Origin of the sequence: Amycolatopsis sp. NPDC051903 (genome assembly GCF_044452505.1) — a bacterium.
GTDB lineage: Bacteria > Actinomycetota > Actinomycetes > Mycobacteriales > Pseudonocardiaceae > Amycolatopsis.
On record NZ_JBITBT010000032.1, the window covers coordinates 20,235 to 44,812 of the forward strand.

23 protein-coding genes and 1 pseudogene are annotated in these 24,578 nt (G+C 70.9%); 11 read left to right on the forward strand and 13 right to left on the reverse strand.

Features of this window, described 5'->3' with window-relative positions; genetic code table 11:
- Nucleotides 1-222 precede the first annotated feature (222 nt).
- The gene (gene map, locus ACIA77_RS39970; protein ID WP_395891344.1) at nt 223-1,002 is read right to left on the reverse strand and encodes a type I methionyl aminopeptidase; all 780 of its coding nucleotides are present in this window, start codon (nt 1,000-1,002) and stop codon (nt 223-225) included.
- Nucleotides 1,003-1,200: 198 nt separating this feature from the next.
- On the opposite strand from map, the gene ACIA77_RS39975 reads away from it, so the two are divergent.
- From ACIA77_RS39975 to ACIA77_RS39985, 3 genes are read left to right on the forward strand one after another with little or no spacing between them, the layout of a single operon-like run.
- Nucleotides 1,201-2,220, forward strand: a complete 1,020-nt coding sequence (locus ACIA77_RS39975) for an extracellular solute-binding protein (protein ID WP_395891345.1) — start codon at nt 1,201-1,203, stop codon at nt 2,218-2,220.
- A 48-nt stretch (nt 2,221-2,268) separates the two neighbouring features.
- The gene (locus ACIA77_RS39980) at nt 2,269-3,069 is read left to right on the forward strand and encodes an ABC transporter permease (RefSeq protein WP_395891346.1); all 801 of its coding nucleotides are present in this window, start codon (nt 2,269-2,271) and stop codon (nt 3,067-3,069) included.
- A 3-nt stretch (nt 3,070-3,072) separates the two neighbouring features.
- Nucleotides 3,073-4,116 carry an ABC transporter ATP-binding protein gene (locus tag ACIA77_RS39985; protein ID WP_395891347.1) on the forward strand — a complete coding sequence of 348 codons (1,044 nt, stop codon included), beginning with the start codon at nt 3,073-3,075 and terminating at the stop codon, nt 4,114-4,116.
- Nucleotides 4,117-4,164: 48 nt separating this feature from the next.
- On the opposite strand, the pseudogene ACIA77_RS39990 reads toward ACIA77_RS39985, so the two are convergent.
- The 6 genes and pseudogenes from ACIA77_RS39990 to ACIA77_RS40015 all read right to left on the reverse strand — a co-directional run bounded on the left by ACIA77_RS39990 (nt 4,165) and on the right by ACIA77_RS40015 (nt 9,433).
- Nucleotides 4,165-4,670, reverse strand: a pseudogene (locus tag ACIA77_RS39990) (hypothetical protein).
- Nucleotides 4,671-4,770: 100 nt separating this feature from the next.
- The gene (locus tag ACIA77_RS39995; protein ID WP_395891348.1) at nt 4,771-5,598 is read right to left on the reverse strand and encodes an EamA family transporter; all 828 of its coding nucleotides are present in this window, start codon (nt 5,596-5,598) and stop codon (nt 4,771-4,773) included.
- A 4-nt stretch (nt 5,599-5,602) separates the two neighbouring features.
- Nucleotides 5,603-6,139, reverse strand: coding sequence for a MarR family winged helix-turn-helix transcriptional regulator (locus ACIA77_RS40000; RefSeq protein ID WP_395891349.1), 537 nt, complete (start codon nt 6,137-6,139; stop codon nt 5,603-5,605).
- Nucleotides 6,140-6,331: 192 nt separating this feature from the next.
- Nucleotides 6,332-7,036 (reverse strand): SDR family oxidoreductase, encoded by a 705-nt coding sequence (locus tag ACIA77_RS40005; RefSeq protein ID WP_395891350.1) that lies wholly within the window; start codon nt 7,034-7,036, stop codon nt 6,332-6,334.
- 14 nt (nt 7,037-7,050) lie between these two features.
- A complete protein-coding gene (locus tag ACIA77_RS40010) occupies nt 7,051-8,211 on the reverse strand; it encodes an MFS transporter (RefSeq protein WP_395891351.1) in 1,161 nt (386 codons plus the stop codon).
- 568 nt (nt 8,212-8,779) lie between these two features.
- Nucleotides 8,780-9,433, reverse strand: a complete 654-nt coding sequence (locus ACIA77_RS40015) for a winged helix-turn-helix transcriptional regulator (protein WP_395891352.1) — start codon at nt 9,431-9,433, stop codon at nt 8,780-8,782.
- A gap of 385 nt (nt 9,434-9,818) precedes the next feature.
- On the opposite strand from ACIA77_RS40015, the gene ACIA77_RS40020 reads away from it, so the two are divergent.
- From ACIA77_RS40020 to ACIA77_RS40030, 3 genes are read left to right on the forward strand one after another with little or no spacing between them, the layout of a single operon-like run.
- Entirely contained in the window at nt 9,819-10,316 is a 498-nt protein-coding gene (locus ACIA77_RS40020; protein ID WP_395891353.1) for a hypothetical protein, read from the forward strand.
- An 11-nt stretch (nt 10,317-10,327) separates the two neighbouring features.
- Nucleotides 10,328-10,843: a carbonic anhydrase gene (locus ACIA77_RS40025; RefSeq protein WP_395891354.1), complete on the forward strand. Its 516-nt coding sequence runs from the start codon at nt 10,328-10,330 to the stop codon at nt 10,841-10,843.
- A 50-nt stretch (nt 10,844-10,893) separates the two neighbouring features.
- On the forward strand, nt 10,894-11,394 hold the full coding sequence (locus tag ACIA77_RS40030; protein WP_395891355.1) for a winged helix-turn-helix transcriptional regulator: 501 nt from the start codon (nt 10,894-10,896) through the stop codon (nt 11,392-11,394).
- A 67-nt stretch (nt 11,395-11,461) separates the two neighbouring features.
- Here ACIA77_RS40030 and ACIA77_RS40035 read toward each other — a convergent pair whose 3' ends face one another.
- Entirely contained in the window at nt 11,462-12,232 is a 771-nt protein-coding gene (locus ACIA77_RS40035) for a class I SAM-dependent methyltransferase (RefSeq protein WP_395891356.1), read from the reverse strand.
- Between the two features lie 148 nt (nt 12,233-12,380).
- Here ACIA77_RS40035 and ACIA77_RS40040 point away from each other — a divergent pair, with 148 nt between their 5' ends.
- Together ACIA77_RS40040 and ACIA77_RS40045 are read left to right on the forward strand one after the other, a co-directional pair.
- Nucleotides 12,381-15,845 (forward strand): TIM-barrel domain-containing protein, encoded by a 3,465-nt coding sequence (locus ACIA77_RS40040; RefSeq protein WP_395891357.1) that lies wholly within the window; start codon nt 12,381-12,383, stop codon nt 15,843-15,845.
- A gap of 33 nt (nt 15,846-15,878) precedes the next feature.
- Nucleotides 15,879-17,105, forward strand: a complete 1,227-nt coding sequence (locus ACIA77_RS40045; RefSeq protein WP_395891358.1) for an MFS transporter — start codon at nt 15,879-15,881, stop codon at nt 17,103-17,105.
- Nucleotides 17,106-17,189: 84 nt separating this feature from the next.
- Here ACIA77_RS40045 and ACIA77_RS40050 read toward each other — a convergent pair whose 3' ends face one another.
- From ACIA77_RS40050 to ACIA77_RS40070, 5 genes are all read right to left on the reverse strand, one after another.
- The gene (locus ACIA77_RS40050) at nt 17,190-18,164 is read right to left on the reverse strand and encodes an FG-GAP repeat domain-containing protein (RefSeq protein ID WP_395891359.1); all 975 of its coding nucleotides are present in this window, start codon (nt 18,162-18,164) and stop codon (nt 17,190-17,192) included.
- A 331-nt stretch (nt 18,165-18,495) separates the two neighbouring features.
- Nucleotides 18,496-19,848 carry an MFS transporter gene (locus tag ACIA77_RS40055; protein ID WP_395891360.1) on the reverse strand — a complete coding sequence of 451 codons (1,353 nt, stop codon included), beginning with the start codon at nt 19,846-19,848 and terminating at the stop codon, nt 18,496-18,498.
- A gap of 168 nt (nt 19,849-20,016) precedes the next feature.
- Nucleotides 20,017-20,658 (reverse strand): 3-oxoacid CoA-transferase subunit B, encoded by a 642-nt coding sequence (locus tag ACIA77_RS40060; protein ID WP_395891361.1) that lies wholly within the window; start codon nt 20,656-20,658, stop codon nt 20,017-20,019.
- Nucleotides 20,655-21,428, reverse strand: coding sequence for a CoA transferase subunit A (locus ACIA77_RS40065; protein ID WP_395891362.1), 774 nt, complete (start codon nt 21,426-21,428; stop codon nt 20,655-20,657). Before ACIA77_RS40065 ends, ACIA77_RS40060 begins: the two co-directional genes overlap by 4 nt.
- Complete coding sequence (locus ACIA77_RS40070; RefSeq protein WP_395891363.1) at nt 21,412-22,344, reverse strand: LysR family transcriptional regulator; 933 nt, start codon at nt 22,342-22,344, stop codon at nt 21,412-21,414. The genes ACIA77_RS40065 and ACIA77_RS40070 overlap by 17 nt, the downstream gene beginning before the upstream one ends.
- 288 nt (nt 22,345-22,632) lie before the next feature.
- On the opposite strand from ACIA77_RS40070, the gene ACIA77_RS40075 reads away from it, so the two are divergent.
- Genes ACIA77_RS40075 through ACIA77_RS40085 form a run of 3 tightly spaced genes read left to right on the forward strand, consistent with a single transcriptional unit; the run spans nt 22,633 to nt 24,542 of the window.
- The gene (locus ACIA77_RS40075) at nt 22,633-23,682 is read left to right on the forward strand and encodes a hypothetical protein (RefSeq protein WP_395891364.1); all 1,050 of its coding nucleotides are present in this window, start codon (nt 22,633-22,635) and stop codon (nt 23,680-23,682) included.
- A gap of 12 nt (nt 23,683-23,694) precedes the next feature.
- Nucleotides 23,695-24,294, forward strand: a complete 600-nt coding sequence (locus ACIA77_RS40080; RefSeq protein WP_395891365.1) for a UGSC family (seleno)protein — start codon at nt 23,695-23,697, stop codon at nt 24,292-24,294.
- The gene (locus tag ACIA77_RS40085; protein ID WP_395891366.1) at nt 24,291-24,542 is read left to right on the forward strand and encodes a hypothetical protein; all 252 of its coding nucleotides are present in this window, start codon (nt 24,291-24,293) and stop codon (nt 24,540-24,542) included. The genes ACIA77_RS40080 and ACIA77_RS40085 overlap by 4 nt, the downstream gene beginning before the upstream one ends.
- The last annotated feature ends 36 nt before the right edge of the window (nt 24,543-24,578 follow it).

Below are 24,578 nucleotides of genomic sequence, written 5' to 3' on the forward strand. Positions count from 1 at the left end.
GCGAGCGGACCTACCTGGAATGGGCGGCCGCCGGTCCGACGGGAACGGAGATGGCCGGTGTCACGGTGCTGACCCGCACTGCCGGCGGGCTCATCGGGCACGTCGCGATCCGCCACCGCCAGTTCGGTGCGGTGGTGGAGTTTTCCCGGGAACCACGCCGGCGGACCGCCGGCGTGGTTCCCGCCGGATCCTTCGTGGACGGTTCCTGCTGTTCCGGCGGTGCTAACGCTCGTCCGCTTCGCGCCGGGTGAGCACCAGGGGTGCGTCGTCGGTGATGGCGATCGTGTGCTCGGAGTGGGCCGTGCGTGAGCCGTCGGCCGAGCGGATGGTCCAGCCGTCGGCGTCGTAGACGATCCGGTCGGTCGTGCGGGCGAACCAGGGTTCGAGCGCGAGGGTCAGGCCCGGCCGGAGTTTCATGCCGCGACCCGCCTGGCCCTTGTTGGGCACGTGGGGATCCTCGTGCATCGTGTGGCCGAGACCGTGCCCGCCGAACTCGGTGTTGACCGGATAGCCGTACTCGCGGGCCACGGCCTCGATCGCCGCCGAGATGTCGCCCAGGCGCCGGCCCGGACGGGCCGCCGCGATCCCCGCCTCCAGCGCTTCCTCGGTGGCGCGGACGATCCGCAGGTCCTCCTCGGCGGCGGTGCCCACGACGACCGTGCGCGCCGAATCGGCCACCCAGCCGTCGATGCCGACCGCGAGGTCCGCCGTGAGCACGTCCCCGTCGCGCAACACGTAGTCGTGGGGCAGACCGTGCAGGACGGCGTCGTTGACCGACAGGCAGATGACGTTGCGGAACGGGCCTTCGCCGAAAGACGGCGCGTAGTCCCAGTAACACGATTCCGCCCCGCGCCGTTTGATCATGCCGCGCACGTGGTGCTCCAGATCCAGGAGGTTGACGCCCACGTCGGCGAGCCGGCCGACCTCGGAGAGCACCTCGGCGACGAAGCGCCCAGCCACGTGCATGCGTTCGATCTCCGCAGGCGTCTTCAGTTCGATCACGAATACCTCGCGCGTCTTCGGTTCCGGTATTTCTATACCAGTACCGTAGCACGTGATCGGTATAGGAATACCGGCCTGGTGTTGTCGCGCCGCGTGGCTGCCTGCGTCCTGATTGCTCCATGTGGTCGATTCGATGCTGTTGTCCTTGCTGCACTGTCGGTAGCCTGCTGAATCTGCACTGTGGCAGGAGGAGGGGCGATGCGACGTGGCTTCGGGCTCAGGGCGCTGGCGATCGGCGCGGCTGCGGTGGTGGTGGCTGCGTGCGGGTCGTCGCCTCCGGCTCCCTCGGCTCCGGCGAGCGGTTCCGCCGCTCCGGTCACCGGCACGCTGATCGTGAACGGGGCGGGCACCTTGGCCAAGCCGTTCACGGCGGTGATCGCCGCGTTCAAGGCGCAGAACCCGGACGTGACGGTGCAGTCGCGGTTCGCCGGGAGCGTCGAGGTGGTGCGGGGCATCACCGAGTTGCACAACCCGGTCGACGTGCTGGGCGTGGCGGACTACTCGCTGATCCCGTCGAAGATGTACGGCACGAACGGCGGCACGCAGTTCGCCGACTGGTACGTCGGGTTCGCGTCGAACCGCATCACGTTCGCCTACACCGACCGGAGCAAGGGCGCGGCCGGTCTGACGGCGGACAACTGGTTCCAGGTCCTGGCGCAGCCGGGGGTGAAGGTCGGCCGGTCCAATCCGGACACCGACCCGTCGGGCTATCAGACGCTGCAGATGCTCGCGCTGGCGGAGAACTTCTACCACCAGCCCGGCCTGTCGGCCGGCATCCTGGCGAACTCGCCGCCGGAGACGATGGTCGGCACCGAAACGCAGCTGTTGCCCGCGGTGTCGTCGGGCCAGATCGACTACCTGGGGATCTACCGGTCCGACGCGTTGCAGCACCACCTGAAATTCCTCGACCTGCCGAGCCGGATCGACTTGTCCGACCCGGCGCTGGCCGCGACGTACGCGACGGTCAGCGTCCCGACCTCCTCCGGGCCGCGAACCGGCAAGCCGATCGTCTACGCGCTGACGGTGCCGACCAACGCGCCCAACGCGGCAGCGGGCCTGCGGTTCGTCGAGTTCGTGCTCTCCCCGGCGGGGCAGAAGATCATGATCGACAACGGGTTCACCGTGGTCAACCCGGCGGTCGCGGGCGTCGCCAAGGGCGCGCAGCTGCCTGCGTCGGTGCAGCCGCAGACGGTGCCGGCCAAGCTGCCCGGGGGCTGAGTGAACGGCACGGTCTCCCAAGAACGGCGGCGGTGGAGCGCGGGCCGCGTGCCGCGCGGGCTGTTCCCCGCTCTGCTGTGGACGGCAAGCGGGTTGCTGCTCGGGTTCATCCTGCTGCCCGTGCTCGGGCTGATCACCGCCACCTCGCCCGGCAGCCTGCGCGCCGCCGCCGCCAACGACGAGATCCGGGACGCGCTGCTGCTGAGCGTTCAGGACGCCGCGATCACCGCGGTGGTCGCGACGGTGCTGGGTGTTCCGCTGGCCTACCTGCTCGCCCGGCGCCGGTTCCGCGGACACGCGTTGGTGCAGGCGGTCGTGGACCTGCCGCTGGCGATTCCGCACACCGTCGCGGGGATCGCCTTGCTGTTCGTGTTCGGTCGTACGGGCTGGCTGGGTAGCCCGTTGCAGGTCACGGGCTTGTCGTTCTACGGCACGCAGGCGGGGATCATCGTGGCGATGCTGTTCGTGAGCGCCCCGTTCGCCGTCAACAGCGCCCGGGTCGCGTTCGAAGCCCTGGACCCCACCGTGGAACGGGCCGCCCGGAGCCTGGGCGCCTCGCCGGGCCAGACGTTCCGGCGGGTCACCCTCCCGCTGGCCTGGCGCGGGGTGCTGACCGGCGCGGTGCTCGTGTACGCCCGCTCGATCAGCGAGTTCGGTGCCGTCGTCATCCTCGCCTACTACCCGGCCACCGCCCCGGTCGCGATCTACAACCTGTTCCTGTCCTCCGGTCTCGCCGAATCCGCGGCGGCCGCGGTGCTGCTCCTGCTCGTCGCCCTGGCCACGTTCCTGGTGCTGCGCACGCTCGCGTCGGGCTGGCTCGTCGGTGACACCACCCGCACCCGGCGGTGACGCGTGCTCACCGTCGCCGATCTGCTCACCTCGGCGGGATCCTTCCGCCTCGGCCCCGTGGACCTCGTCGTGCCCGCGGGTCGCGTGCTGGTCGTGCTCGGTCCTTCCGGCGCGGGGAAGAGCATGTTGCTGGACACGATCGCCGGCTTCCGGACTCCCCGGCGTGGCACTGTGCGCCTCGACGGTCAGGACATCACGAGGTTGCCCGCCGACCAGCGCCGGATCGGTGTGGTGTTCCAAGATGCCGCGCTGTTCCCGCACCTGTCGGTGCGCGACAACGTCGGCTTCGCACCCGCGTTGCGAGGGCGGCGGCGCAGCCCGGACGTCGACGAATTGCTGGCCCGGTTCGGCATCACCCAGCTCGCCCGCCGGGCACCACGTTCGCTCAGTGGCGGCGAACGCCAACGAGTCGCGCTGGCCCGCGCGCTCGCCGCCTGCCCGGCCGCACTCCTGCTGGACGAACCCCTCTCGGCACTGGACCAGCCGGTGCGAGAGGAGTTGCGCGAGGTTCTGCGCGCGACGCTGCTGGACCTGGCCCTGCCCGCCATCCACGTCACGCACGACCGCGACGAAGCGCTCCGCCTCGCCGACGACCTCGCCATCCTCGACGCCGGCACCCTGCGCCAGACCGGCCCCGCCGACCAGCTCACCCACCAGCCCACCGACGCGGTCACCGCCCGCCTGCTCGGCTGGACGGAACTCGGCCCCGCAACCCGCGACGCCGACGGCCTGCACGTCGGTGACCTGCCGCTCGATCCCGCGCACCTCGGCACCGCGGCGATGCCGGGAACCGTGTACTACCGCCCGGAGGAAGTCCTCATCGGCGGTCCGGACCGGCACGCGTCCGCCTCGCTGCGGGTGCGAACCAAGGTCGTCGAAGTCGTGCCGACCGTCCCGCTCGCGCGAGTTCTGCTCGCGACCACACCACCTCTGGCCGCACTCGTCCTGCACCGCGACCTCCCGGGGCTCGCCGGCGAGGTTGACGTCACCGTGCCCGGGCACGCGTTGCGCATCATCGAACAGACAACACCGTCACCTCCGGCTTGAGGGATGTCTCGTAACTGGTGTTGTGGTTGGTGAGGTTGGTGTTGGGGTTCAGTCGGTCAGGAGGATGTTGGACACTGTGTCGTTGAGTGTGCTGACGGCGCGGCGGTAGTCGCGCAGGATCTTCCAGCACTTCATTCGCGCCTGCGCGTGTTCGACGCGGGCACGGATCTTGCGGTGGCCGGCGTTGAGGTCTTCCTGCCAGGCCGGCAAATCGCTGCCGTTGCGAGCTGCGTTGCCCGGATGCGCGTCGCCGGTGGCGATCACCAACCGGGTGTCGGCGTCGATCGCGACCTGCACGTTCGCCGAGTACCGGTAGTTCTTCGACGGTGCCGCCAGCCGGTGATCCCGCGTCGGCACCAGCCCGAACAATGGCCCGATCTGGCGCATCGTCAGTTTCGTCCGCCAGACGTCGCGACCAGCAGCACACGATCGGCCAGGTCAAGACGCCACTGCCGGCCAGGCCGGCCATCGGCGATCTCCTCACCACCACGGCTCGTCACGATCCGCACCAGCTTGCGGAACTGACCCGGTTCCAACCCCGTGAACGGGGAAATCCACCATGATCAACTACCAGGCAGGCCAACCCCACACCGGGTTACGAGACATCCCATGGGGAGCGCGGCAGCCACGCGGTCCGAAGTGGACCGCCGCACGCTACGTCGCCGTGAGCAGGACGACGGCCGCCGCGGCGGTGACCAGGCCGCACACCTGCAGGGTGCGCAGCCGCTCGCGCAGCAGGAAGATGCCGAGCAGCACCGGCAGCACGGGGTACAGGGACGACAGCACCACAGCGATCACGACGAGCTGGTGCCGGGTGGCGAGCAGGTAGCACAGCAGCGCCAGCGCCGCGGCCGCCCCGGAGAGGGCGGCGAACAGCGTGAGGCGCGCGGCGGGGAGCCGCAGCCCGCGGAAGGCGGCCCACGGCACGAGGGTGAGGATGGCCGCGACGCGGCCGGCGACGAGCGGCCACGCTCCGGCTGCGGGCCCGGCTTGCGCGAGAGCGAGGTACTGCACGGCGATGCCGACGCTCGCGATCAGCCCGTCCACCGCCGGGCCGGCCGTCGCGCCGGTCGCGGTGCCGGTGCGCGACACCAGCCACAGCGCCGGCACGGCGATCGCGATGCCGAGCCACGTCGCCAGAGCTGGTCGCTCGCCGAGGAAAGCCACGCCGGCCAGCACCGGCAACGCGACACCGGCCACGGCGCTGGTGGGCACGACCACGCTCATCGCGCCACGCGCCAGGCCCCGGAACAAGAACACCATGCCCACGCCGGTGCCGACGCCGGAGAGCGCGCCCCAGCCCAGGTCGGCGGGGGAGGCGGCGGCCGGGAGCATCGGCGCGACGGCCAGCGCGAGCACCAGCCCGCCGACCTGACCGATCAGCGCGACCGCGGCGAACGGTGCGCGGCGGGCGACGAGACCACCGACGAAGTCGGACAGGCCGTAGCAGATCGCGGAAGCCAGCGCGAGCAGCGGACCCATGAGGTCAGCCCCCGTGATCCCGTTCGCCTTGCGCTCGGTCGCGCTCGGCTTGCCCGACCGGGCACACCGCGCCGCGGGTGCAGCCGGCCCGGTCGCACAGCCGGCACAGCAGGTCGGCGCTGCCGACGTCCTGGTAGAGGCGGGTCAGCAGCTTGCCCAGCAGGTCGGCCAGCTGCTCCTGCTCGCCGGAGGTGAGCACGTCGAGCAGGCCGGAAAGCCCGGAACCCCGCGTCGCCAGCAGAGTGTCAGCCGCCCGTCGCCCCTTCGCCGTGAGCTCGACGGCCACCTCGCGTCCCCGACGGGGCCGCCGGTGCACCCACCGGCCCTGTTCGAGCGAGTCGACCATGCGGGCGGCGGCCGACTGGCTCAGCCCGACCCGGCGGCCCAGCTCGCTCACGCTCAGCCCCGGACTGGCCGAGGCCACCACGACGGCCGCGGCGGCGCTGGCGCTGATGCCCACCTTCCGTTGCGCGTCCGCCAGCATCCGGTCCGACACCGCCAGCGCGGCAGCGCCCAGCAGGTTCGCGGTCCTTTCATGCATGACTCATGCATAGGTCATCGCCGGGGGAGAACGCAAGTCGATCAGCGCCGTCCATCCGTACTCCGGGTTCCGGCCCCGCGATGCAGGTGATCAGTCGGTCCCGTTGAGCAGCGTGGCGTGTTCGCGGACGGACCTCGGCGCGGCGCACCCGGCCGGGCGCGCCGCGCGTTCGTCCACAACGGACTCCGGTGCCTACTTCCCGGCGAGCATCGGGTAGAGGGCGGTGACGTCGGCCGCGAGACCGGCCTTCACCTTCTTGGTCATCTCGTCGACGAGCACCTCGTGCTGACCCGCTTCGAGGCCGGCGAAGATGGCGTCGACGACGTCGGCGGGCTTGTTCATGCCCGCGGTGTCGTTGCCGGCCTGCATGGGGGTGTCGGTCGGGCCGAGGTAGGCGCCGAGCACCTGGACGTCCTCGGGGGCCAGTTCGAGCCGCAGGGCGTTGGTGGCCATCCACAGCCCGGCCTTCGAAACGCTGTGCGCCTTGCCCACGGCGAACCAGCCCAGCACGGAGCCCACGTTGACCAGGGCGCCCTTCGCCGAGCGCAGCGCGGGCGCCAGCGCGCGGGTGAGGACGAGCGGGCCGAGCAGGTTGGCCTCGAGGACCTCCTCGAGCTCGGCGATCTCGGCGGTCAGCAGGTCGTTGTGCGGGAAGATCGCGGCGTTGTTGACCAGGATCGTGGTGTCGCCGACCCGGCCGGCGGCCGCGGCGATCGAGTCGCGGTCGGTGAGGTCCAGGTCCACGGTCACGACGCGTTCGTCGCCCCAGTTCTTGGTGTTGCGGGCGGCCGCGTACACCCGCTTGGCGCCGCGGTCCAATGCGGCTTGGACGAAGGCGGTTCCGAGGCCGCCGTTGGCGCCCGTCACGCAAACGGTGGCGTTCTGCAGAGCGGTCATCGTGCTCGGTCCTTTCAGCGGTGTGGTTGACGGGAACGGCGGCGGTGGCCGGCACTGCTGAGTGCGCCGGCCAGAGCCACGATCGCGGTGACGACGCCGAAGCCGGCGGCCATCGTGCGGACGCTGACGGGGCCGACGACGAGTCCCGCGACGATCGAGGAGACGCCCATCGAGAGGTAGGCGACGAGGTAGACGGCGGCGAACAGTCCCGCGCGCTCGTGCGGTTTGACCCCGGGCACGAGCCCGCGGGTGGTGCCGGTGAACGACGCGCCCATCCCGGCGCCGCCGAGGACCGCGGCGGCCCAGACCAGGGCCAGCGCCTCGGTCGCGATCGCGCCGATGAACAGGATCGCGCCGACGGCCATCGCGACGGAACCGAGCAGGCGCAACCGGTGCGGGGGAACCGCGCCGGCGCTCGCGGAGACCAGGGTGCCGAGTCCGAACGTGACGAACGCGGCGAGCGCGCCGGCGATCGGGCTCACCAAGCCGAACACCGCGGCGAGCACGATCGGGACGAGCCCGAGGAACAGCGCCATGGTCAGGAAGGTGGCGACCGTCCCGGCGAGAGTCGCGGCGAACAGGCCGCGCACCGGGCCGGGCACGGAGATCCGGGGCACCAGCGACGCGACCGCACCCGGTTTGGGGGCCGACGTCTCGGGGACGAAGAGCGTGAACACGGTCCCGAGGGCCATGGCGAGCACGAGTACGAGCCACACGGTGAAGGTCGCGTCGGCGACGAACTGGGCGATCAGCCCGGCGAACAGCGCACCGATGGCGAGGCCGGCGATCGGTGCCATCCCGGCCACCTGCGCGCCGAGCTTCTTGTGCCGCTCGGGCGCGAGCTCGACCACGGCGGCGCTGACCGCGCTGGAGGCCGCACCCGTGGCCAGGCCCTGGATGACCCGGGCGACGATCAGCCACCCGACCGACGGCGCGAACAGGAACACCAGCATCGCCAGCAGATCCCCGCCGAGTGCGGCGATCATCAGCGGGCGCCGTCCGATGTGGTCGGACAGCGAACCGATCACCAGGATCGTCACCAGCAGCGCGATCGCGTAGACGCCGAACGCGAGAGTCAGCATCCAGGGCGCGAAGCCCCACTCCCGCTCGTAGATCGGCAGGAGCGGCGTCGGAGATCCGGCCGCGACCAAGATCAGCACCATGGCGGTCGACATTCCCGCGAAGCCAACGGTTTTCGGCACGAGGGGCCACCGCGAAACGGCCGCTCGTCTCCTCCGGCCGCTGCCGGCGAGGGGGAGTCCTTGATCGTCAGTTACTTCAGTCATAGAACTATTCACATCGGTCACCATATCAACAGTTGGTTTGATGACAATAATGATTTGCCGGCTGGGAGTCAGATCACTGAGGTCTGGCGGCTTGCGGCCGCGACGACTCGCGCACACCCCTGCAGGTGATTTCGGCACAGGAGTGCACACTTCCAATAATGAAGTGTACTGGTTATGGATTCGTGCGCAAGCCTGGTCTCGGAAGAAGCCCCACTCTGACCGCGAAAACCTGACCAGGGCACGCCTGATCGCCCGTTTCGGCTCCGGATAGGACGGAAGCTGCTACGGGTCGAAGGGTGGGGTCAACCGGCTTCGAGCTGTGGACGTGGAGCCGAGGGTGAACTCGGAACACGGATCACGCCACCGACGTCATCGGCCGGCCGCGCCGTGTCCGATGTGGACCATACTGCTGCGGCATCTCGACGACGGCGGGCCACCGTCGAGCGGGGAGGGCCGGCTACGGCGTGTGCGGAACCGCGAACAGGCGCAAGAAGGTGTCCAGCAGCTTCCGGCGCCCCTTCAGTTCGACGAGGCCGCACTTGGCTGCTTGCATGATCGCGCGGTAGGAGGGCAGCTCGTCGTCGGTGAGCTGGGCGGTGATCACCAGGTCGGCCGGGCCCGGGGCGGGGCCGGGGCCGGACTCGAGCTTCCCGTCGGTCACGGCGAGGTGCACGACCAGGTCGTGCGCGTGGATCTCCCAGGACGCGGTGACGCCGGCCGCCCCGTCGGAGTCGAAGGCGGCGCGGAAGTTCAGGGTCACCGATTCGGGCGTGACGATCTCGCCGGGGCGCGGCTCGTCGAGCTGCGTGGCACCCCAGCGGCCGAGCGCGAGGATGGCCGGCTCGAGTTCCTGCCCGACGGGCGTCAGCGCGTAGATGATGCCGCGCTGCGGCGCGGGCGCGACGCGGCGCTCGACGATGCCGGACTCTTCGAGCTCTTTGAGCCGGGTGGACAGCACGTTCGTCGGGATGCCCGGCAGCCCCGTCAGCAGATCGGTGTAGCGCCGCGGCCGGACCGTGAGATCGCGCAGGATCAGCAACGCCCACCGCTCGCCCACGAGTTCCAGGGCCCGGGCGAGGCCGCAGTACTGCCCGAAGGCACGACGCTTCATGCACCGAGCATAGCAAGATTCTCGGCCCCTGGCAGCTCTGAGCGAAGTTTGCTTGTAAAAACGAAGTTAGCTGGCTACCGTGGGCCGTGCGACCGAGTGGCGCCGTCGTCCGGCCGATGAGCCTCGTCGCCCTTGCCCTTCCTGAACGGAGAACGCCGATGGCGGACCTGCTCGACTCGATCTTCGACGCGCACGGCGGCTTGGACCGGTGGTGGGACACCCGGGAGATCCGGTTCACCGGCTCGGCCGCCGGCCTCCTGCCCTGGCCCCGGCCGGATTTCCTGCGGTCCACCGGCGTCACCGTCGACACCCGGGCCCAGCGCACGGTCATCGAGCCGTTCGGCGCTCCGGGCCGGCGTGCTCTGTTCACCCCGAACACGTCCAGGTGCGGACCGCCGAGGGCGGCGTGGTGGCGGAGCGAGACGACCCGCGGCGCCTGTTCGACGGCCATCCCGCCGGCGCGCTGTGGAGTGAGCTGTGGAGTGAACTGCAGGCCGCGTACTTCGAGGGCTACTCGTTCTGGACCCACCTGACCACCCCGTTCCTGCTGGCCCGCCACGACGTCGACATCACCGAGATCGAGCCGTGGCACGAGAACGGCGAGACCTGGCGCCGGGTCCGGGTCGAGTTCCCCGAGCACCTCGTCACGCACAACCGCGGGCAGACCCCGCACTTCGGCGCCGACGACTTCCTGCTGCGCCGGCACGACTACAGCCCCGGCTTGCTGGGGAACCCGCTCACCGCGCACTACACCACCGAATACCGGACGTTCGACGGGTTCGCCTTCCCCACCCGCCGTTACGTCCTGCGGCGCGAGCCGGACGGCACGACCTCCGGTGACCGCCTCATCCACCTCGACCTCGACTCCGTTTCCGTGGCCTGAAAGAGAATCCCGTGAACGTCCTCGACCTCCTCATCCGCCGCAACCGCCGCTTCGCCGGCACCCGGATCGACCGCGACCTGCGCATGCGGCCGGGCCTGTCCGCGATCGTCATCGGCTGCTTCGACCCTCGCGTCGACCCGGCGATCGTGCTCGGACTGGAGCCGGGTGAGATCGGCGTGCTGCGCAACGTCGGCGGCCGCGTCACCCCGCACACCATTGAGGAACTGGTGATGTTGCGCGAGGTGGCCCGCGCCGCCGAGTCCGACCTCGGCCCCGGGTGGGACATCGTGGTGCTGCACCACACCGACTGCGGCATCAGGAAGATCCGGGACCGCGACGATCTGCTGGCCCCGTACTTCGCGGTGCCGGCGGAGGGGCTGCCCGGCAAGGCCGTGGGCGACCCGCGCGCCGCCGTCGCCGAGGACGTCGCCGCCTTGCGCGCGGAGCCTCGCCTGGCCGGAATCCGGATCTCCGGCCTCGTCTACGACGTGATCACCGGGCTCGTCGACACCGTCGTCGCCCCTTGACCGCCGGGCTGAGTTGGATCGGTGACCATAGCAAGAGGTATGCTCGTGCCATGGCACTGGGCACCGGCTACGACGATCAGGACTGTCCGATCGCCCGCTCGCTCGAGGTCGTCGGCGAGCGGTGGACGCTGTTGATCATCTGCAGCCTCTTCTACGGATTGCGCCGCTACACCGACATCCGCACCAGCGTCGGGGTCTCACCCGCGGTTCTCACCCAGCGCCTCACCCGGCTCATCGAGGAGGACGTCGTCGCCCGCGTCCCCGGCATCGGCGCCCACGACGAATACGAACTGACCCCGAAGGGCGAGCAGCTCTGGCCGGTGCTCTCCGGCCTGGCGCAGTGGGGGAGCGAACACTACGTCAAGCCCGAAGCGCGCCAGGTCCTCACCCACCACCAATGCGGCTCCGTCCTCGACGACACGGGCCTGTGCGCGCACTGCAAGATCGTCCCCTCCGCCCGCGACGTCGTCCGCCAGCCCCGCGAGGTCGACGCTGACGTGAAGCTGCGTAGTCAGCGTCCTCACCGGTTGCTGGAACCACTGCGCCCGTAACGCATTCGGACGAGGTCGGCGGCGCGCGAGGCTGACGCCGTTCCGCTGTTCGACCGCCAGCGGGTGGTCACCGGCGCCGGAGCCGCAGCACGCAGGTCAGCATCGGGAGGGTGAACGCGCCGGCCGCGGTTTCGGGTCGGCTCGCGAGGAAGGCGCGGATCCGGCCGAGCGTGGCTTCTCGTTCCGGTGGCGGCATCACCAGCATCCCCGCCCGCGTGGCCAGTGTCGCGACGAGGGAGTCGGCGGTGCGGCGCTGCCCGTGCGGGAACTCGGCGCGCACCGGCGAGCCGAACCGGGCATCCGGGCCGGTCCCGGAAAAGAGCGGCTCGGCGCGCCAGCCGGCGGGGGTGTCCCGCGGGCCGATGGCCGCGCTTGCGCTGACGGCCGCCAGCCCGGCCACCCAGTCCACGTCGTCGTCCAGGACGTTCCACAGGCCGGCCAGGACGCCGCCCGGCGAGAGGACCCGGGCGATCTCGCGGGCCGCGACGGCCGGGTCGAACCAGTGCATCGCGTTGCCGGCCAGTACGGCGTCGACGGAACCGTCCGGCAGCGGGATCGCCTCGGCGCTTCCCGGCAGCGCCGGGACCTCCGGCAGGGTGCGGAGCAGCTCGCTCAGCATGGCGGGGTCGGGCTCGACCGCGGTGACGTCCGCGCCGATCGCGCGCAGGGTGCCGGTGAGCTTGCCGGTTCCCGCCCCGAGGTCGAGCACCCGCCAGCCGGGCGCGGGCTCGAGCGCCCACCGCACCGCGGCCTGCGCGTAGTCCGGCCTGTGCTCGGCGTACGCCGGCGCCGCCGTGCCGAACGACGAGGCGTGCCGGAGCCGTTCGTCGTGGTCCACGCGGCCAGCCTAGCGGTGCCGAGCCGCGGGAAACCTTTCCCCTGAACGGATCCGCGCCAGGACAGAACAGCGGACAGCCTTGATCGCACCTCTTCATTCGTGATCGGTCCCGAACTAGCGTCGCCGACGATCTGTCGAGGAGGCAAGGGTGGCCAGACGGGCGGCAGCTGTCCGACAACGACTTACGGCACGGCTGCTGGCCGTGGTGTGCCTGGCGGGCGCCGTGGTGTCCACGGGGGCTTCCGCCGGTGCGGCACCGGCTTCCGGTCCGGCCGCGCAGACGGTGACCGCCGGGCCGGCGCGGTTCGAGGTCCTGTCGCCGACACTCATCCGGACGGAGTACGCGGGCGACTCCGCGTTCGTCGACGCCGGTACGTTCACCGCGATCGGCCGGGGCAGCTTCACCAGAACCCCTTACACCACAACGAAGCGCGACGGCTGGCTGACCATCCGGACCAGCGCCGTCCAGCTGCGCTACAAACTCGGCTCGGGCGCGTTCTCCGACGACAACCTCACCGTCGGGCTGCGCACGGGCGGCCAGGACGTCACGGCTCGCCCGTGGGCGGGCAAACTGACCCCGATCTGCGCGTTCGGCACCCTGTGCGAGGCCGAGGACCTGCAGCTGGCCGGGCCGGGCGTGGCGACCGACCACCGCGGCTACACCGGCGGCGGTTTCGCCGCGGGTTTCCTCAACGCCGGGGACAACGTGGGGTTCCGCACGACCGCTCCGGCGGCCGGTGACTACCAGCTGGATCTGCGCTACGCCAACGGATCCGGCGGCGACGGGCAGCACACGACCCGCACGCTGACGGTCCTGGTCGACGGCGGCGACCCGCAGCCGGTCACGTTGCCGCCCACGGCCGACTGGGACACCTGGGCGCAGGCCACCGTGCCGGTCACGCTGCCCGCGGGGGAGCACCGGGTGAGCGTCGAACGCGGGGCCGGCGACTCGGGCAACGTCAACCTCGACAGCCTCGCCGTGGTCACGACCGGCGCCTCGTTCCCGCAGCCCGTTCCGCCCGCGCCCACGGCGTGTGCTTTCGGCGCGATCTGTGAGGCCGAGCAGGGCGCCACGGCCGGCGGCGCGCGCCCGGCGAGCGACCACGACGGCTACTCCGGCAAGGGTTTCCTCGCCGGGATGGACCGAGCGAACGCGTCGGACACGCTCACCGTGACCGGTGTGCCCGCGAACGGCTCGTACGACCTGCAACTGCGCTACGCCGACGCGACCGCCGTTTCCGGCCGGACGCAGCCCACCACCCTGTCCGTGCGGGTGGGCGACGAGACGCCGAGGACCCTCACGCTGCCGGCGACGAGCAGCTGGAACTCGTGGCGCACCACCGCCATCCCGGTCGAACTCGCGGCGGGCACCGACTCGGTGACGCTCGGCTGCCCCGACTCCACGAGCTGCCACCTCAACGTCGACACCGCCGCGGTGACCGCGTCCCGCTCGGTGCTGCTCGCCCCGCACGCGCCGCTGGGCGGCTACCGGCGCGGGCTCGACGGCGTCGACGGCACTGCTGTCACCAGCCCGGGAATCCTGTACCAGGACGGCTGGTCGCTGCTCGACGACACCGCCTCGGCGCTGTACGACCCGCGTACCAAGGCGGTCACCCAGCGCTCCGCGCACGGCGGCGCGGCCTACCAGGACGGCTACGTCTTCGCCTACGGGCAGGACTACGCCCACGCGTTGGGGGAGCTGGCCCGGCTGACCGGGCCGTCGCTGCTGCTGCCGCGCTGGTCCTACGGCGTCTGGTACTCCGAGTACTACGACCGCACGGCCGCGGACTTCGAGCGGACCATCCTCCCGAAGTTCCGCTCGGAGCAGGTGCCGCTCGACATGCTCGTCGTCGACACCGACTTCAAGACGCCGAACAAGTGGAACGGCTGGGAAATCGATCCGTCGCGGTTCCCCGACCCGGCGGCGTTCTTCCGGTGGGCGCACGATCAGGGCCTGCATACGGCGCTGAACATCCACCCGAGCATCCTCGCGTCCGATCCGCAGTTCCCCGCGGCGCAGGCAACGGCGAAGGGCAAGCTGAAGCCCGGGAGCTGCGGTGGTGGCGGCACCGACTGTTACGTCTTCGACTTCGGCGACCCGGACCAGCTGCGGGCCTACTTCGACCTGCACCGGCCGATGGAGCAGCAGGGCAACGACCTGTGGTGGCTCGACTGGTGCTGCGACGGGTCGAACTCGAGCCTCGCCGGCGTCACCCCGGACTCGTGGATCAACCAGCAGTACGCCGACGACGCCGCCAAGACCGTCGGGCGCGGGTTCGCGTTCTCCCGCGCGTACGGCTCCCTGCAGGCCGGTGGGTACAGCTCGCCCACCGCGGTGCCCACGGGACCGTGGGCGGACAAGCGCACCACTCTGCACTTCACCGGGGACACCATCTCCGACTGGGCCACGCTGGGCTTCGAGGTCGGCTACACGCCGGGCGAGTCGGCGGCGACCGGGCTGGCGTCCGTGAGCCACGACATCGGCGGCCACACCGGGGGACTGCAGGAACCGGGGAGCGAGCCGGGCAGCACGAAGTTGCCGGACGACCTGTACGCGCGCTGGGTGCAGTTCGGCACGTTCCAGCCGATCGACCGGCTCCACTCCAACCACAGCGACCGGCTGCCGTGGCAGTACGGGGCCGCGGCCGACGCGTCGGCGACGAAGTTCCTGAACCTGCGTGAGGACCTGGTGCCCTACACGTACACGCTCGCGCAGCAGGCCACCGCGACCGGGCTGCCGACCGTGCGGCCGCTCTACCTCCAGTACCCGGATCAGCAAGAGGCCTACGCCCAAGCGGGTGGGGAGTACCTGTACGGCTCGGACGTACTGGTGGCGCCGGTGACCACGCCGGGCACGACCGCCACCACGAGCGTCTGGTTCCCGCCCGGCAGCGACTGGACGGACTACTTCACCGGCAAGACCTACCCCGGCGGCACCACGGCGCAGCTCACCACGGGCTGGGACACGATGCCGGTCTTCCTTCGCTCGGGCGGCATCACCGTCACCCGCACCACGAACGTCGCCGGCGACGAGCAGCACCCCCTGACCTCCGCGACCGCCACCGCGGCCGGCGGCCACGACGGCACGTTCACCCTCTACGAGGACGACGGGCAGTCGCCTTCCGCGAAGGGCGCCACCACCGCCCTGACCTACACCGAGGACGCCCACTCGGCGACCCTCGCCATCGCCGCCCCGCACGGCTCCTACCCGGGCCGGCCGGCGCAACGCACGTGGACGGTCCGGTTCACCAACACCACTGCGCCGTCCGCGGTGTTCGTCAACGGCCACCGCAGCGCCGCCGGAACCTGGACGTATGACCCGGCGACGAGGACGGTGGCCGTGCGGACGCCGGTGCAACCGGTGGGCCGTCCGCTCGCTGTGCGGGTGCTGAACTCGTACTCGAAGTGCGCGGGCGCTCGCTGCGGATGTCCGGGTGGGCGCCCGTCTTTCGGCCCGGCGAGGTTCGGCGCCGCGTTGGCCTGCGTCAGGTGGCCAGGAACCCGTCACCTGCCGAAGGCGGGGATCTCATTGAGGATCCTTTTCCCGTGCGCCAACGGTTCGCGAGTCTCGTCGTCGCGCCCGTGGCCGGGACAGGATTCGGACAACCGGTGATCGGCCGCGCTCCGAGCCGCTAGCGTCGGCGTGATGGCGGGGCTGGGGGCGGATTTCCGGCGGCTGTGGTGGGCATACACCGCGAGCGAGACGGGTTCGGCGATCGGGTACGGCGCACTTCCCCTCGTGGCGGTGCTGATCTTGCACGCGTCGGCGGCCGAGGTGTCGCTGCTGGCGGCGATCCCCGGGCTCGCCGGTGCTCTGCTCGCGTTGCCGGTGGGGGATTTCGTCGAGTTCCGGGCCAAGCGGCCGGTGCTGATCGCGGCGGACGTGGTGCGGTTCGCGGCGCTGGTGAGCGTGCCGGTGGCGATCGTGCTGAGTGTGGTGTCGCTGGCTCAGTTGTACGTGGTCAGCGTGGTGCAGACGGTGGCCCTGGTCGCGTTCACCGCGGCCGGCGGGGCGCACCTGCGCGCGCTGGTCGGTCCGCGGCAGCGCACCGAGGCGGCGAGCCGGTTCGAGGCCGCGAGCTGGACCGTGAACTCCGCCGGTCCGCCCCTGGGCGGCGTCCTGGTCTCCGCTGTCGGACCTGCGGTGACGACGCTGATCGACGCGGTTTCGTACCTGGCTTCGGCGCTGGGTGTCCGTTCGATCCGTCGCCCGGAGCCACCGCCGCCCGCGCGCCCCGCGAGCCGGCACCTCGGTCGCGATCTCCTCGTGGGCTGGCGGTGTCTGCTGCGGCACCGGGAACTCGCGGTGCTGTTCGGCAACGGCGTGCTGTTCGGCTCCGCGGTTTTGGCCTGCTCGCCGCTGGAAACCGTGCTGATGCTCGACGACCTCGGGTTCCGGCCGTGGCAGTACGGGCTGGTCATCGGCCTACCGTGCCTGGGCGGGGTGGTCGGCGCGCGGCTCGCTCCGCGGTTGTCACGCCGCTTCGGAACGCGTCGTGTGCTGGTGTGGGCCGGTGTCGCGCGGACTCCGTGGCTGCTGGTGATCCCCTTTCTCGGTCGAGGCCTCGGCGGGATGGTGACCTACCTGCTGGCCAACACCGCTCTGTCGCTGGCCGCCGGGGTGTTCAACCCGTCGTTCAGCGCCCACCGCATGAACATCGTTCGCGAAGAGGTGCTGGCCCGGGTGCTCGGGAGCTGGTCGATCGGCAGCCGGCTGGTCCGCCCGTTGTTCGTCGCCGCCGCGGGCGGCCTCGCGAGTCTCACCGGTGTCCGCGCCGCGATCGGCGTCGCTGGTGTGGTGTGCGTGCTCAGCGCCCCGCTGTTGTTCGTGCGCGCCGGTACGGTCTCGGACGCTGATTCCTTCGCTGCTTGACTTCGGAGGTGACGGCCCGGCAGGCGGGTCCGGTTCGGTGCGGTACCGGACCCGCGCTGGCCTGCTCCATCCGGAGGCTGAGGCTTACTGCGAGCGCAGCACCCAGACGTCGTTGTCGTTCACCGCGATGAGGTCGGCGTCGCCATCGCCGTCCACGTCGGAGGTGAGGGTGTCCTTCGTGCCGGAGAAGGAGTGCGCGTACCAGCGTTCGGGTGCGGCGTAGCCGGTGCCGGTGGAGCGCATCACCTGGACGTCGTTGGCGTTGATGGCGATGAGGTCCGCGTCGCCGTCGGCGTCGAGGTCCGCGGTGAGGGTTTTCTTGGTGCCGATGAACGGCGTCGTCGACCACTGGGCCGGGGGGTCGAACCAGCGGTTCGCGGTGCCAGGCACCACGCGCGTGCCGGCCGAGTCGACGAGGATGAAATCGGCCTTGCCGTCGCCGGTCGCGTCGGCTGCCAGCGTCGCCTGCTCGCCGCGGATTTCCGGGCCCCACGCGATCAAGGGCAGCGTCGCCGTGCCGTCCGACCTGGCGGCCAGCGCCGGGACTCCGGAAAACAACCCGATCACGTCCGTGTCCCCGTCCCCCTCCAAGTCCGCCGCCAGGCTCCCTTGGTCACCGGCGATGGTGTTGTCGAGCCACTGCGTGGGTGTGCCGAAGCGCTCCGCCCCGGCCTCGTCGATGATCGACTTCGCCACGAAGATGCCGCGCACGCGCGGGCTCGAAATCGCGTTCGGCCGGACCGTGATGGCGTCCGCGCGGCCGTCGTTGTCCGCGTCGCCGATGAAGTAGGCGTAGTACGGGCTGTCGTTGGCGCCGCTTCGGCACGCGCCCCAGTCCTGTCCCGGCTGGAAGCCCGACCCGGACGACAGCGCCACGGTGCACCCGGACGCGGTGAAGCTGACGAGGTCGTCCTTGCCGTCGCCGTTGACGTCGCCGGTCCTGACCGCGACCTGCGCGGCGAACGGTTCGGTCGACCACTGCTCAGGTTCGCCGGACGCCGGCGTGGTCAGGGTCAAGGGCAGCAGACCGGTCACACCGGCCATCACCAGAGCTCGCATCACGTCCCCTTCGTGTCGGCTTTGCCGTATTCACGTCGCACGGACAACCGCGAAACGTTACGACAGGGACGAATTCAGGCATCCTGCGCTTGCGGCCGCCGAAGACGGAAAGGCGGACGCGGCGCACCCGGCCCGCGTCCGCCCGAAGCCGGTGGTTCGATCAGTGGGTGACGTGCATCGTCGCTTGGGGCGGTGGCACTGGAAGAACTTGTGCGAAGCGTTGTTCCAGTCGAGCGGACCCAGGCCTCCGCCGAGCGTGTCGCCGGGCTGGAATGTCAGGTAGGTGCCGCCGTAGTTGCTGTTGTAGTAGAGCCGGACCACGTGGTTGCTGTCACGCGTCAGAGGACCCGCCGTCGGGCACCGACTCCAGCGGCGTACCCGTGGTCTCCGGTCCGAACAAGGCGACGATGGCGCCGGCGCCGATCCAGCAGGCGGCGACGGTGATGAACACCGCGGTGTACCCCCAGGCGGCGTAGACGGAGGGGATCAGCATCGGCCCGACGACGTTGGCGAGCCGGCCGGCGCCGTAGGACACGCCGCAGCCGAAGGTGCGCACGGGCATCGGGAAGACTTCGGGGGTGTAGGTGTAGATCAACGCCACGAAGGTCTGGCTGAGCAACGACACGAGCAAGCCGAACACGATGATGCCGGCCGCGCCCGAGCTGAACCCGTAGGCGATGCCGAACGCGGCGATGACCACCGAGGTGGCCGCCATCGTCCACTTGCGGGAGAACCGGTCGGCGACGGCACGGGCCAGCAGCGCGCCGGGGACCGCGCCGATGGTGGTGATCGCCGAGAAGGTCAGGGATTTGGCCAGCGACAAGCCGTGCTCGGCCAGCAGGGCCGGAACCCACGCGGCGAAGGCGTAGAAGCCCAGCATCGCCAGGATCCACGTCGCCAGCATGACCGCGGTGCGGCCACGCATCCGTCGTCCCGCCAGTGCGGCCACTGCGCCGAGACTGGTGTCGCGCCGGGTGCCGGTGTTCTCGTCGAGCGTGAGGTGCGGGTCGCCCAGCTTCGTCAGGACCGCGCGGGCCTGGGTGGTGCGTCCGGTGTAGAGCAGCCAGCGCGGCGATTCGGGCAGGCGGGCGAGCGCGGGCACCGCGAGCAGCCCCAGACCGCCGACGAGGAACACGACGCGCCAGCCGTCGGCGCCGAGGGGGACGACGCCGCGAGCCAGGAAGGCGATGGCGGGGATGCCGGCCAGCCCGACGGCCAGCGTCGTGGACTGGGCCCGGCCCCGGTGCGCCGCGGGCATCGTTTCGCTGAGGTAGCTGATCGCGGCCACCGTCATCGCCGACAGGCCCACCCCGGTGCAGACGCGCAGGGCGGCCATGAACCACACGTCCGTCCCCACGGCGGTCAGGAGGGAGAACACCGAGAACAGCGCGGTCGCCCACGTGAGCGTGCGGCGGCGGCCGATCCGGTCGCTCACCCGCCCGGCGAGGACCGCGCCGCAGAACATGCCCAGAAAACCGGCCGAGGTCACCAGGGCGACGTCGTCGAGGGTGTACCCGGCGAATCTCTTCAACGCGGGAGCCGCGTAGGAGAAAGTGTTCAGGTCCGCGAATTCGAAGAACAAGATCGCGGCAACGGTCCAGACAATTCTTTTGTGCGTCCCGGTCAGGACGGGCTCGGTGGCCGACGGTGTTTTCGTGAGCGACTGCGACAGGGGATCAGGCATGAATCTCTCCGACGTCGTTGTCTTCGATGGGGTGGTTCGAGTCACACTGCTGGAATGCAGCACGGAAAACAAGGCCCGCCCGGAAATCCACAAAGGAATGCGCCGATGCGATTCTGCATCTCGCCGGGCAGCGGAGAACCCGTGTCCTGCTCAGCGTACGAACTGCGCCTAACGGGGGAGGAGCTGCCCGGCCGCGGGACGCAGCAGCGCCGCCAGCTCGTCGTCGATCGACACCCCGGGCGCGAGTTCGCGCACGGCGAAGTGATCGCGCCGGACGTCGAGGACACCGATGTCCGTGACGACCGTCGTGATGCAGCCGCGCGCGGTCAGCGGGAGGCTGCAGCGGCGGACGAGTTTCAAGTCGCCGTCGCGGGTGCGGTGGGTCAGCACCGCGAGCACCCGCTCGGCTCCGCTCGCGAGATCCATCGCCCCGCCGATGCCCTTGACGATCGAGCCGCCGTCGGTCCAGTTCGCCAGGTCGCCCGCCACCGACACCTGCATCGCCCCGAGCACCGCGACGTCGATGTGCCCGCCGCGGATCATGGCGAACGACGTGGCCGAATCGAAGAACGATGCACCGTCCACTGTGGTCACGGTCTCCTTCCCGGCGTTGATGAGATCGGGGTCTTCCCGCCCGGGGACCGGATGGCCGCCCAGGCCCAGGATGCCGTTCTCGGAGTGCAGCACGATCGGCCGGTCGCGCACGTGACCGGCGATCAGCGTCGGAATGCCGATCCCCAGGTTGACGTGCTCGCCGTCGTGCAGCTCGGCAGCGGCGCGGGCGGCGATCTGCTCGCGGGACCAGGTCATGACGCGCGTTCCCCTTCCTCCGTGACCCGCGGGTGCGCGACCCGCAGCCGTTCGATCGGTTTGCGCATCCGCGCGCCGACGGGCAGCACCCGGGAAACGAACACGCCGGGCAGGTGGACGTCGTCGGCGCCGATCGCCGCCACCTGCGCCACCTCGACGACGGTGAACCGGGCTGCCATCGCGCACAGCGGGTTGAAGTTGCGCGCCGACGCGTGGAACCGCAGGTTCCCCCGGGTGTCGGCGACCTCGGCCCGGATCAGGGCGAGATCGGCGGTGAGGCTGTGTTCGAGCAGGCAGTCGCGGCCGCCGACCCGCTCGACCCGGCGTGCCGCGGAGTATTCGGCCACCGCTCCACCCGGGCCGTAGCGCCGCGGAATACCGCCTTCGGCCACGGCCGTGCCCGCTCCGGTCGGAGTGTAGAAAGCCGGGATCCCCGCACCGCCGGCGCGCAGCTTCTCGGCCAGGGTCCCCTGCGGGACGAGGTCCACGCTGAGCGAGCCCCGCAGGTACTGCTGCAGGAAGACGGAGTTGTCGCCGATGTAGGAGGCGGTGATGTGAGCGACCCGGTTAGCGCGCAGCAGTTCGGTGACGGCGGAAGTGTCCGGGCCGCAGTTGTTGGTGATGAGGTGCAGGTCGGTGGCCCTCGAATCGAGCAGGGCCTCGAGCAGCGTCGCGGGCGTGCCGCACAGCCCGAAGCCGCCGAGGGCGACCGTCTGCCCGTCGGCCGCCGTCGCGAGTGCGGCCTCGGCTGTGTCAACGATCTTGTTCATCGTCTTCCCCCCTGGTGGTGAGGTCCTGCCAGGCGCCGGTACCGGGCGAATCGTCGAGTGCGGTGGAGAACTCGTCGACGGCGAAACTCCGGAACCGCCGCGCCGGTCCGGCCAGCTCGACGTCCACCCGCCAGACCAGCCCGACCTCGCGGTAGGCGCCGGCGTCGGTGAGCGGAACTTCCACGAGGCCGGCGACGGGTGCCGGCGCGGCCGGCACGATGGCCACGCCCAATCCGGCCGCGACCAGGCCGCGCACGGTGCTGATCCCGGCCGTCTCGAACGCGACCCGCGGTTCGAACCCGGCCGCGCGGCACAGGTTGTCGGCCATCTGGCGCATGTGGTTGCCCGCGCCCAGTGTCACGAAATCGTCGCTGGCCGCGGCGGCCAGCGGCACCTCGGGCTCGCCGGCGAGCACGTGCGAAGCCGGTACCGCCAGTACCAGCCGTTGCTGGCCCAGCCGGGCGACCTCGACGTCGGGCTGGGCCGGGAGCGGCGAGGTCAGGCACAGCTCGAGCTGGCCTTCGCGCAACCGCCGCAGCAGCTGGTCGGCGCTGTCCTGCACCATGGCGAACTTGATCAGCGGCGCCTGCCGGGCGAAGCGGCGCAGCAGCAGCGGCACCGCCTGCTCGCCGAGCGTGTGCAGGAACCCCAGCCGGACCTGCTCGCGGGCCGCGCGCGCCTGCAGGTCGTCGATGGCGGTGGCCAGCACCCCCAGCGCCTGCTGCACGGGCTTGACGAGTTGCTCCCCGTCGGTCGTCAGCGTCATCCCGCCCTGCGCCCGGGTGTACAACCGGACGCCGAGGACGTTCTCGAGCCGTGCCAGGTGGCGGGTGACGGTGGGCTGCGGCACGCCCAGCGCCGCCGCGGCTTTGGTGACCTGTCCCTCCCTCGCCACCGCGGCGAATTGCACGAACATGGGGCACAGAGTATTCAGCACTTCATCTGAATTCGAATCGGGCGGCTCATTCATTTGTGAATTCCCGTCATGCGGAAATGACTTCCGGATGGTTTCAGAATCATCGTTGACCCTCGTTTCCGGCTGCTGTTAGCATCCCACTCTAGAATAACGGGACGCGATCGGGCAATAGCCGAAAACCGGCGCCGAAGCTGAGCAGAGGTGGACTTCGGCCCTCGTCCGGCCCCGATTTCGAGTCTGCCGAATCGTCGCGACCGGGTGCGGTCTGCCGTCCGGGAAAGGAAGAGAATGACGACGGAAATGCTGGGCCGGGAGGCCGACCCGATGGATTTGTTCGAGCTGCACGTCGCCGCCGGCTGGACCGACGGCCTGCCGATCATCCCGCCGACCGCCCGCCGGGTGGCGGAATTCGTCGAGCGCAGCGGGCGCGCGGGCGACGAGGTGATCGCCGAGATCGCGCCGCTGGGCGGGGCCGCCACGACCGAGAAGATCGCGGCCAACGCCGTCATGGCCGGCTGCGTCCCGGAGCACATGCCGGTGCTGATCGCCGCGATCGAGGCCGCGGCCGCGCCGTCGATGAACATCGGCGGTGTCCAGTGCTCGACGCACATGGCCTCGCCGTTGCTGGTCGTGCACGGTCCGATCCGCACCGAACTGGGCATCAACTCCGGTGCCAACGCCTTCGGCCAGGGGGTGCGGGCGAACGCGACCCTGGGCCGCGCGCTCAAGCTCGCGCTGGTGAACATCGGCGGCTCGCGGCCCGGTGAAGCGGACAAGGCCACGCTGGGGCAGCCCGGGAAGTTCACCTTCTGCATCGGGGAGAACGAAGAGGAGTCGCCGTGGGCCGGTCTGCACGTCGACCGCGGGTTGCGCGCCACGGACAGCGCGGTCACCCTCTACGGCGCCGAGGGCCCGCAGAACATCAACAACCAGGCCGCGGACAACCCGTTCGACATCCTGACCACGGTCGCGAGCATGATGACCAACCTCGGGTCGAACCACATCTTCATCCAGGGCGAGAGCTTCGTGGTGCTCTGCCCCGAACACGCCCGCATCATCGCCTCGGCCGGCTGGACCAAGGCCGACGTGCAGCATTTCCTCTTCCAGAACGCCACTCGCGGTCATCGCGAGATCAAGGCCGGCGGAATCCACGGCCGCAACACGCAGAACTACACGACCTGGCCGCGCTGGGTCGATCGTGACGACCCCGATGCCCGCATTCCGGTCACGCGCCGCGTGGAGGACATCACCGTGCTCGTCGCCGGTGGTCCCGGGAGGCATTCGGCGTACCTGCCCGGCTGGGGAACCCGGTCGGTCACCCGCAAGATCGAAGGATGAGAGGTCAAACCCATGTCTGCTGTCCTCGTGGACCCCGGTGACGACGTGAAGGCCGGCGCGGCCCGGTACCTGGTCGAGACGCTCGGCCTCGTCGATCCGACCGCGGCCGCCGCCCGCGCCGCCGAGAGCGCCGCCGCGCCGCGCCTGGCCGCTCTGCCCGGCGCCCACGGCGTGCTGCTCGACAACACCAAGGGCAACGCCGGGCCGCTGCTGCGCCACGTCGGCGACCTGCTCGAGAAGAAGTACGGGGTCGGGCGGATGGAGATGGCGCGCAAGCTCGTCTACTCCCGCCCGGCCGATCCGTCGCTGCTCGACGAGCTCTCCCGCGACTACGACTTCGTGGTGACCGGGGTCGGTGCGTGCGGGTCGTGCACGTCCGGCTGCGTGCGCGACACGGTCGAACTGGAGGCCCGCGGGATTCCCACCGTGGCCATCCACACACAGGTCTTCATGAATTCCGCGCTCGCGCACAGCGCCGCGTTCGGGCGGCCGGACCTGCCGTTCGTGGAGGTCGAGCACCCGATCGCCGCGGTCAGCGACGCCGAGTTGCAGCGCCGCGCCCTCGCGCTGGTGGACTCGGTCGCCGCGATCCTGATCGGAGAGCCGGCATGAGCATCCGCGAGGAAGTCGAACAGGCCCTCGACGGGCTGCGGCAGGGGTTTCAGGCCGACGGGGCGGATCTGACCGTGGAGGACGCCACGCCGGACCGGGTCACGCTCCGGCTGGTGGGCGGCGAGGAGACGTGCTGGGAGTGCATCGTCCCCCCGGAGCAGCTGCGTGCCGTGGTCGGCTCGGTGCTGCGCGACAGCATGGCCGCGCAGCCGGCCGTCGAGGTGATCGACCCGCGCAGCAGCGAGTGAGGGCACGGCGGCCCGGGCTCTTGGCCCGGCCGCCGT

Bases quoted from the DNA above. Each gene is read 5' to 3' on its own strand.
- ACIA77_RS40045 (WP_395891358.1), top strand. From the start codon at position 15,879: ATGGCGGGGCTGGGGGCGGATTTCCGGCGGCTGTGGTGGGCATACACC.
- ACIA77_RS39995 (WP_395891348.1), bottom strand. From the start codon at position 5,598: ATGGGTCCGCTGCTCGCGCTGGCTTCCGCGATCTGCTACGGCCTGTCC.
- ACIA77_RS40010 (WP_395891351.1), bottom strand. From the start codon at position 8,211: ATGTCGACCGCCATGGTGCTGATCTTGGTCGCGGCCGGATCTCCGACG.
- ACIA77_RS39975 (WP_395891345.1), top strand. From the start codon at position 1,201: ATGCGACGTGGCTTCGGGCTCAGGGCGCTGGCGATCGGCGCGGCTGCG.
- ACIA77_RS40075 (WP_395891364.1), top strand. From the start codon at position 22,633: ATGACGACGGAAATGCTGGGCCGGGAGGCCGACCCGATGGATTTGTTC.
- ACIA77_RS40030 (WP_395891355.1), top strand. From the start codon at position 10,894: ATGGCACTGGGCACCGGCTACGACGATCAGGACTGTCCGATCGCCCGC.
- ACIA77_RS40085 (WP_395891366.1), top strand. From the start codon at position 24,291: ATGAGCATCCGCGAGGAAGTCGAACAGGCCCTCGACGGGCTGCGGCAG.
- ACIA77_RS40080 (WP_395891365.1), top strand. From the start codon at position 23,695: ATGTCTGCTGTCCTCGTGGACCCCGGTGACGACGTGAAGGCCGGCGCG.
- ACIA77_RS40050 (WP_395891359.1), bottom strand. From the start codon at position 18,164: ATGCGAGCTCTGGTGATGGCCGGTGTGACCGGTCTGCTGCCCTTGACC.
- ACIA77_RS40015 (WP_395891352.1), bottom strand. From the start codon at position 9,433: ATGAAGCGTCGTGCCTTCGGGCAGTACTGCGGCCTCGCCCGGGCCCTG.
- ACIA77_RS40005 (WP_395891350.1), bottom strand. From the start codon at position 7,036: ATGACCGCTCTGCAGAACGCCACCGTTTGCGTGACGGGCGCCAACGGC.
- ACIA77_RS40070 (WP_395891363.1), bottom strand. From the start codon at position 22,344: ATGTTCGTGCAATTCGCCGCGGTGGCGAGGGAGGGACAGGTCACCAAA.
- ACIA77_RS40060 (WP_395891361.1), bottom strand. From the start codon at position 20,658: ATGACCTGGTCCCGCGAGCAGATCGCCGCCCGCGCCGCTGCCGAGCTG.
- ACIA77_RS40000 (WP_395891349.1), bottom strand. From the start codon at position 6,139: ATGCATGAAAGGACCGCGAACCTGCTGGGCGCTGCCGCGCTGGCGGTG.
- ACIA77_RS40065 (WP_395891362.1), bottom strand. From the start codon at position 21,428: ATGAACAAGATCGTTGACACAGCCGAGGCCGCACTCGCGACGGCGGCC.
- ACIA77_RS40055 (WP_395891360.1), bottom strand. From the start codon at position 19,848: ATGCCTGATCCCCTGTCGCAGTCGCTCACGAAAACACCGTCGGCCACC.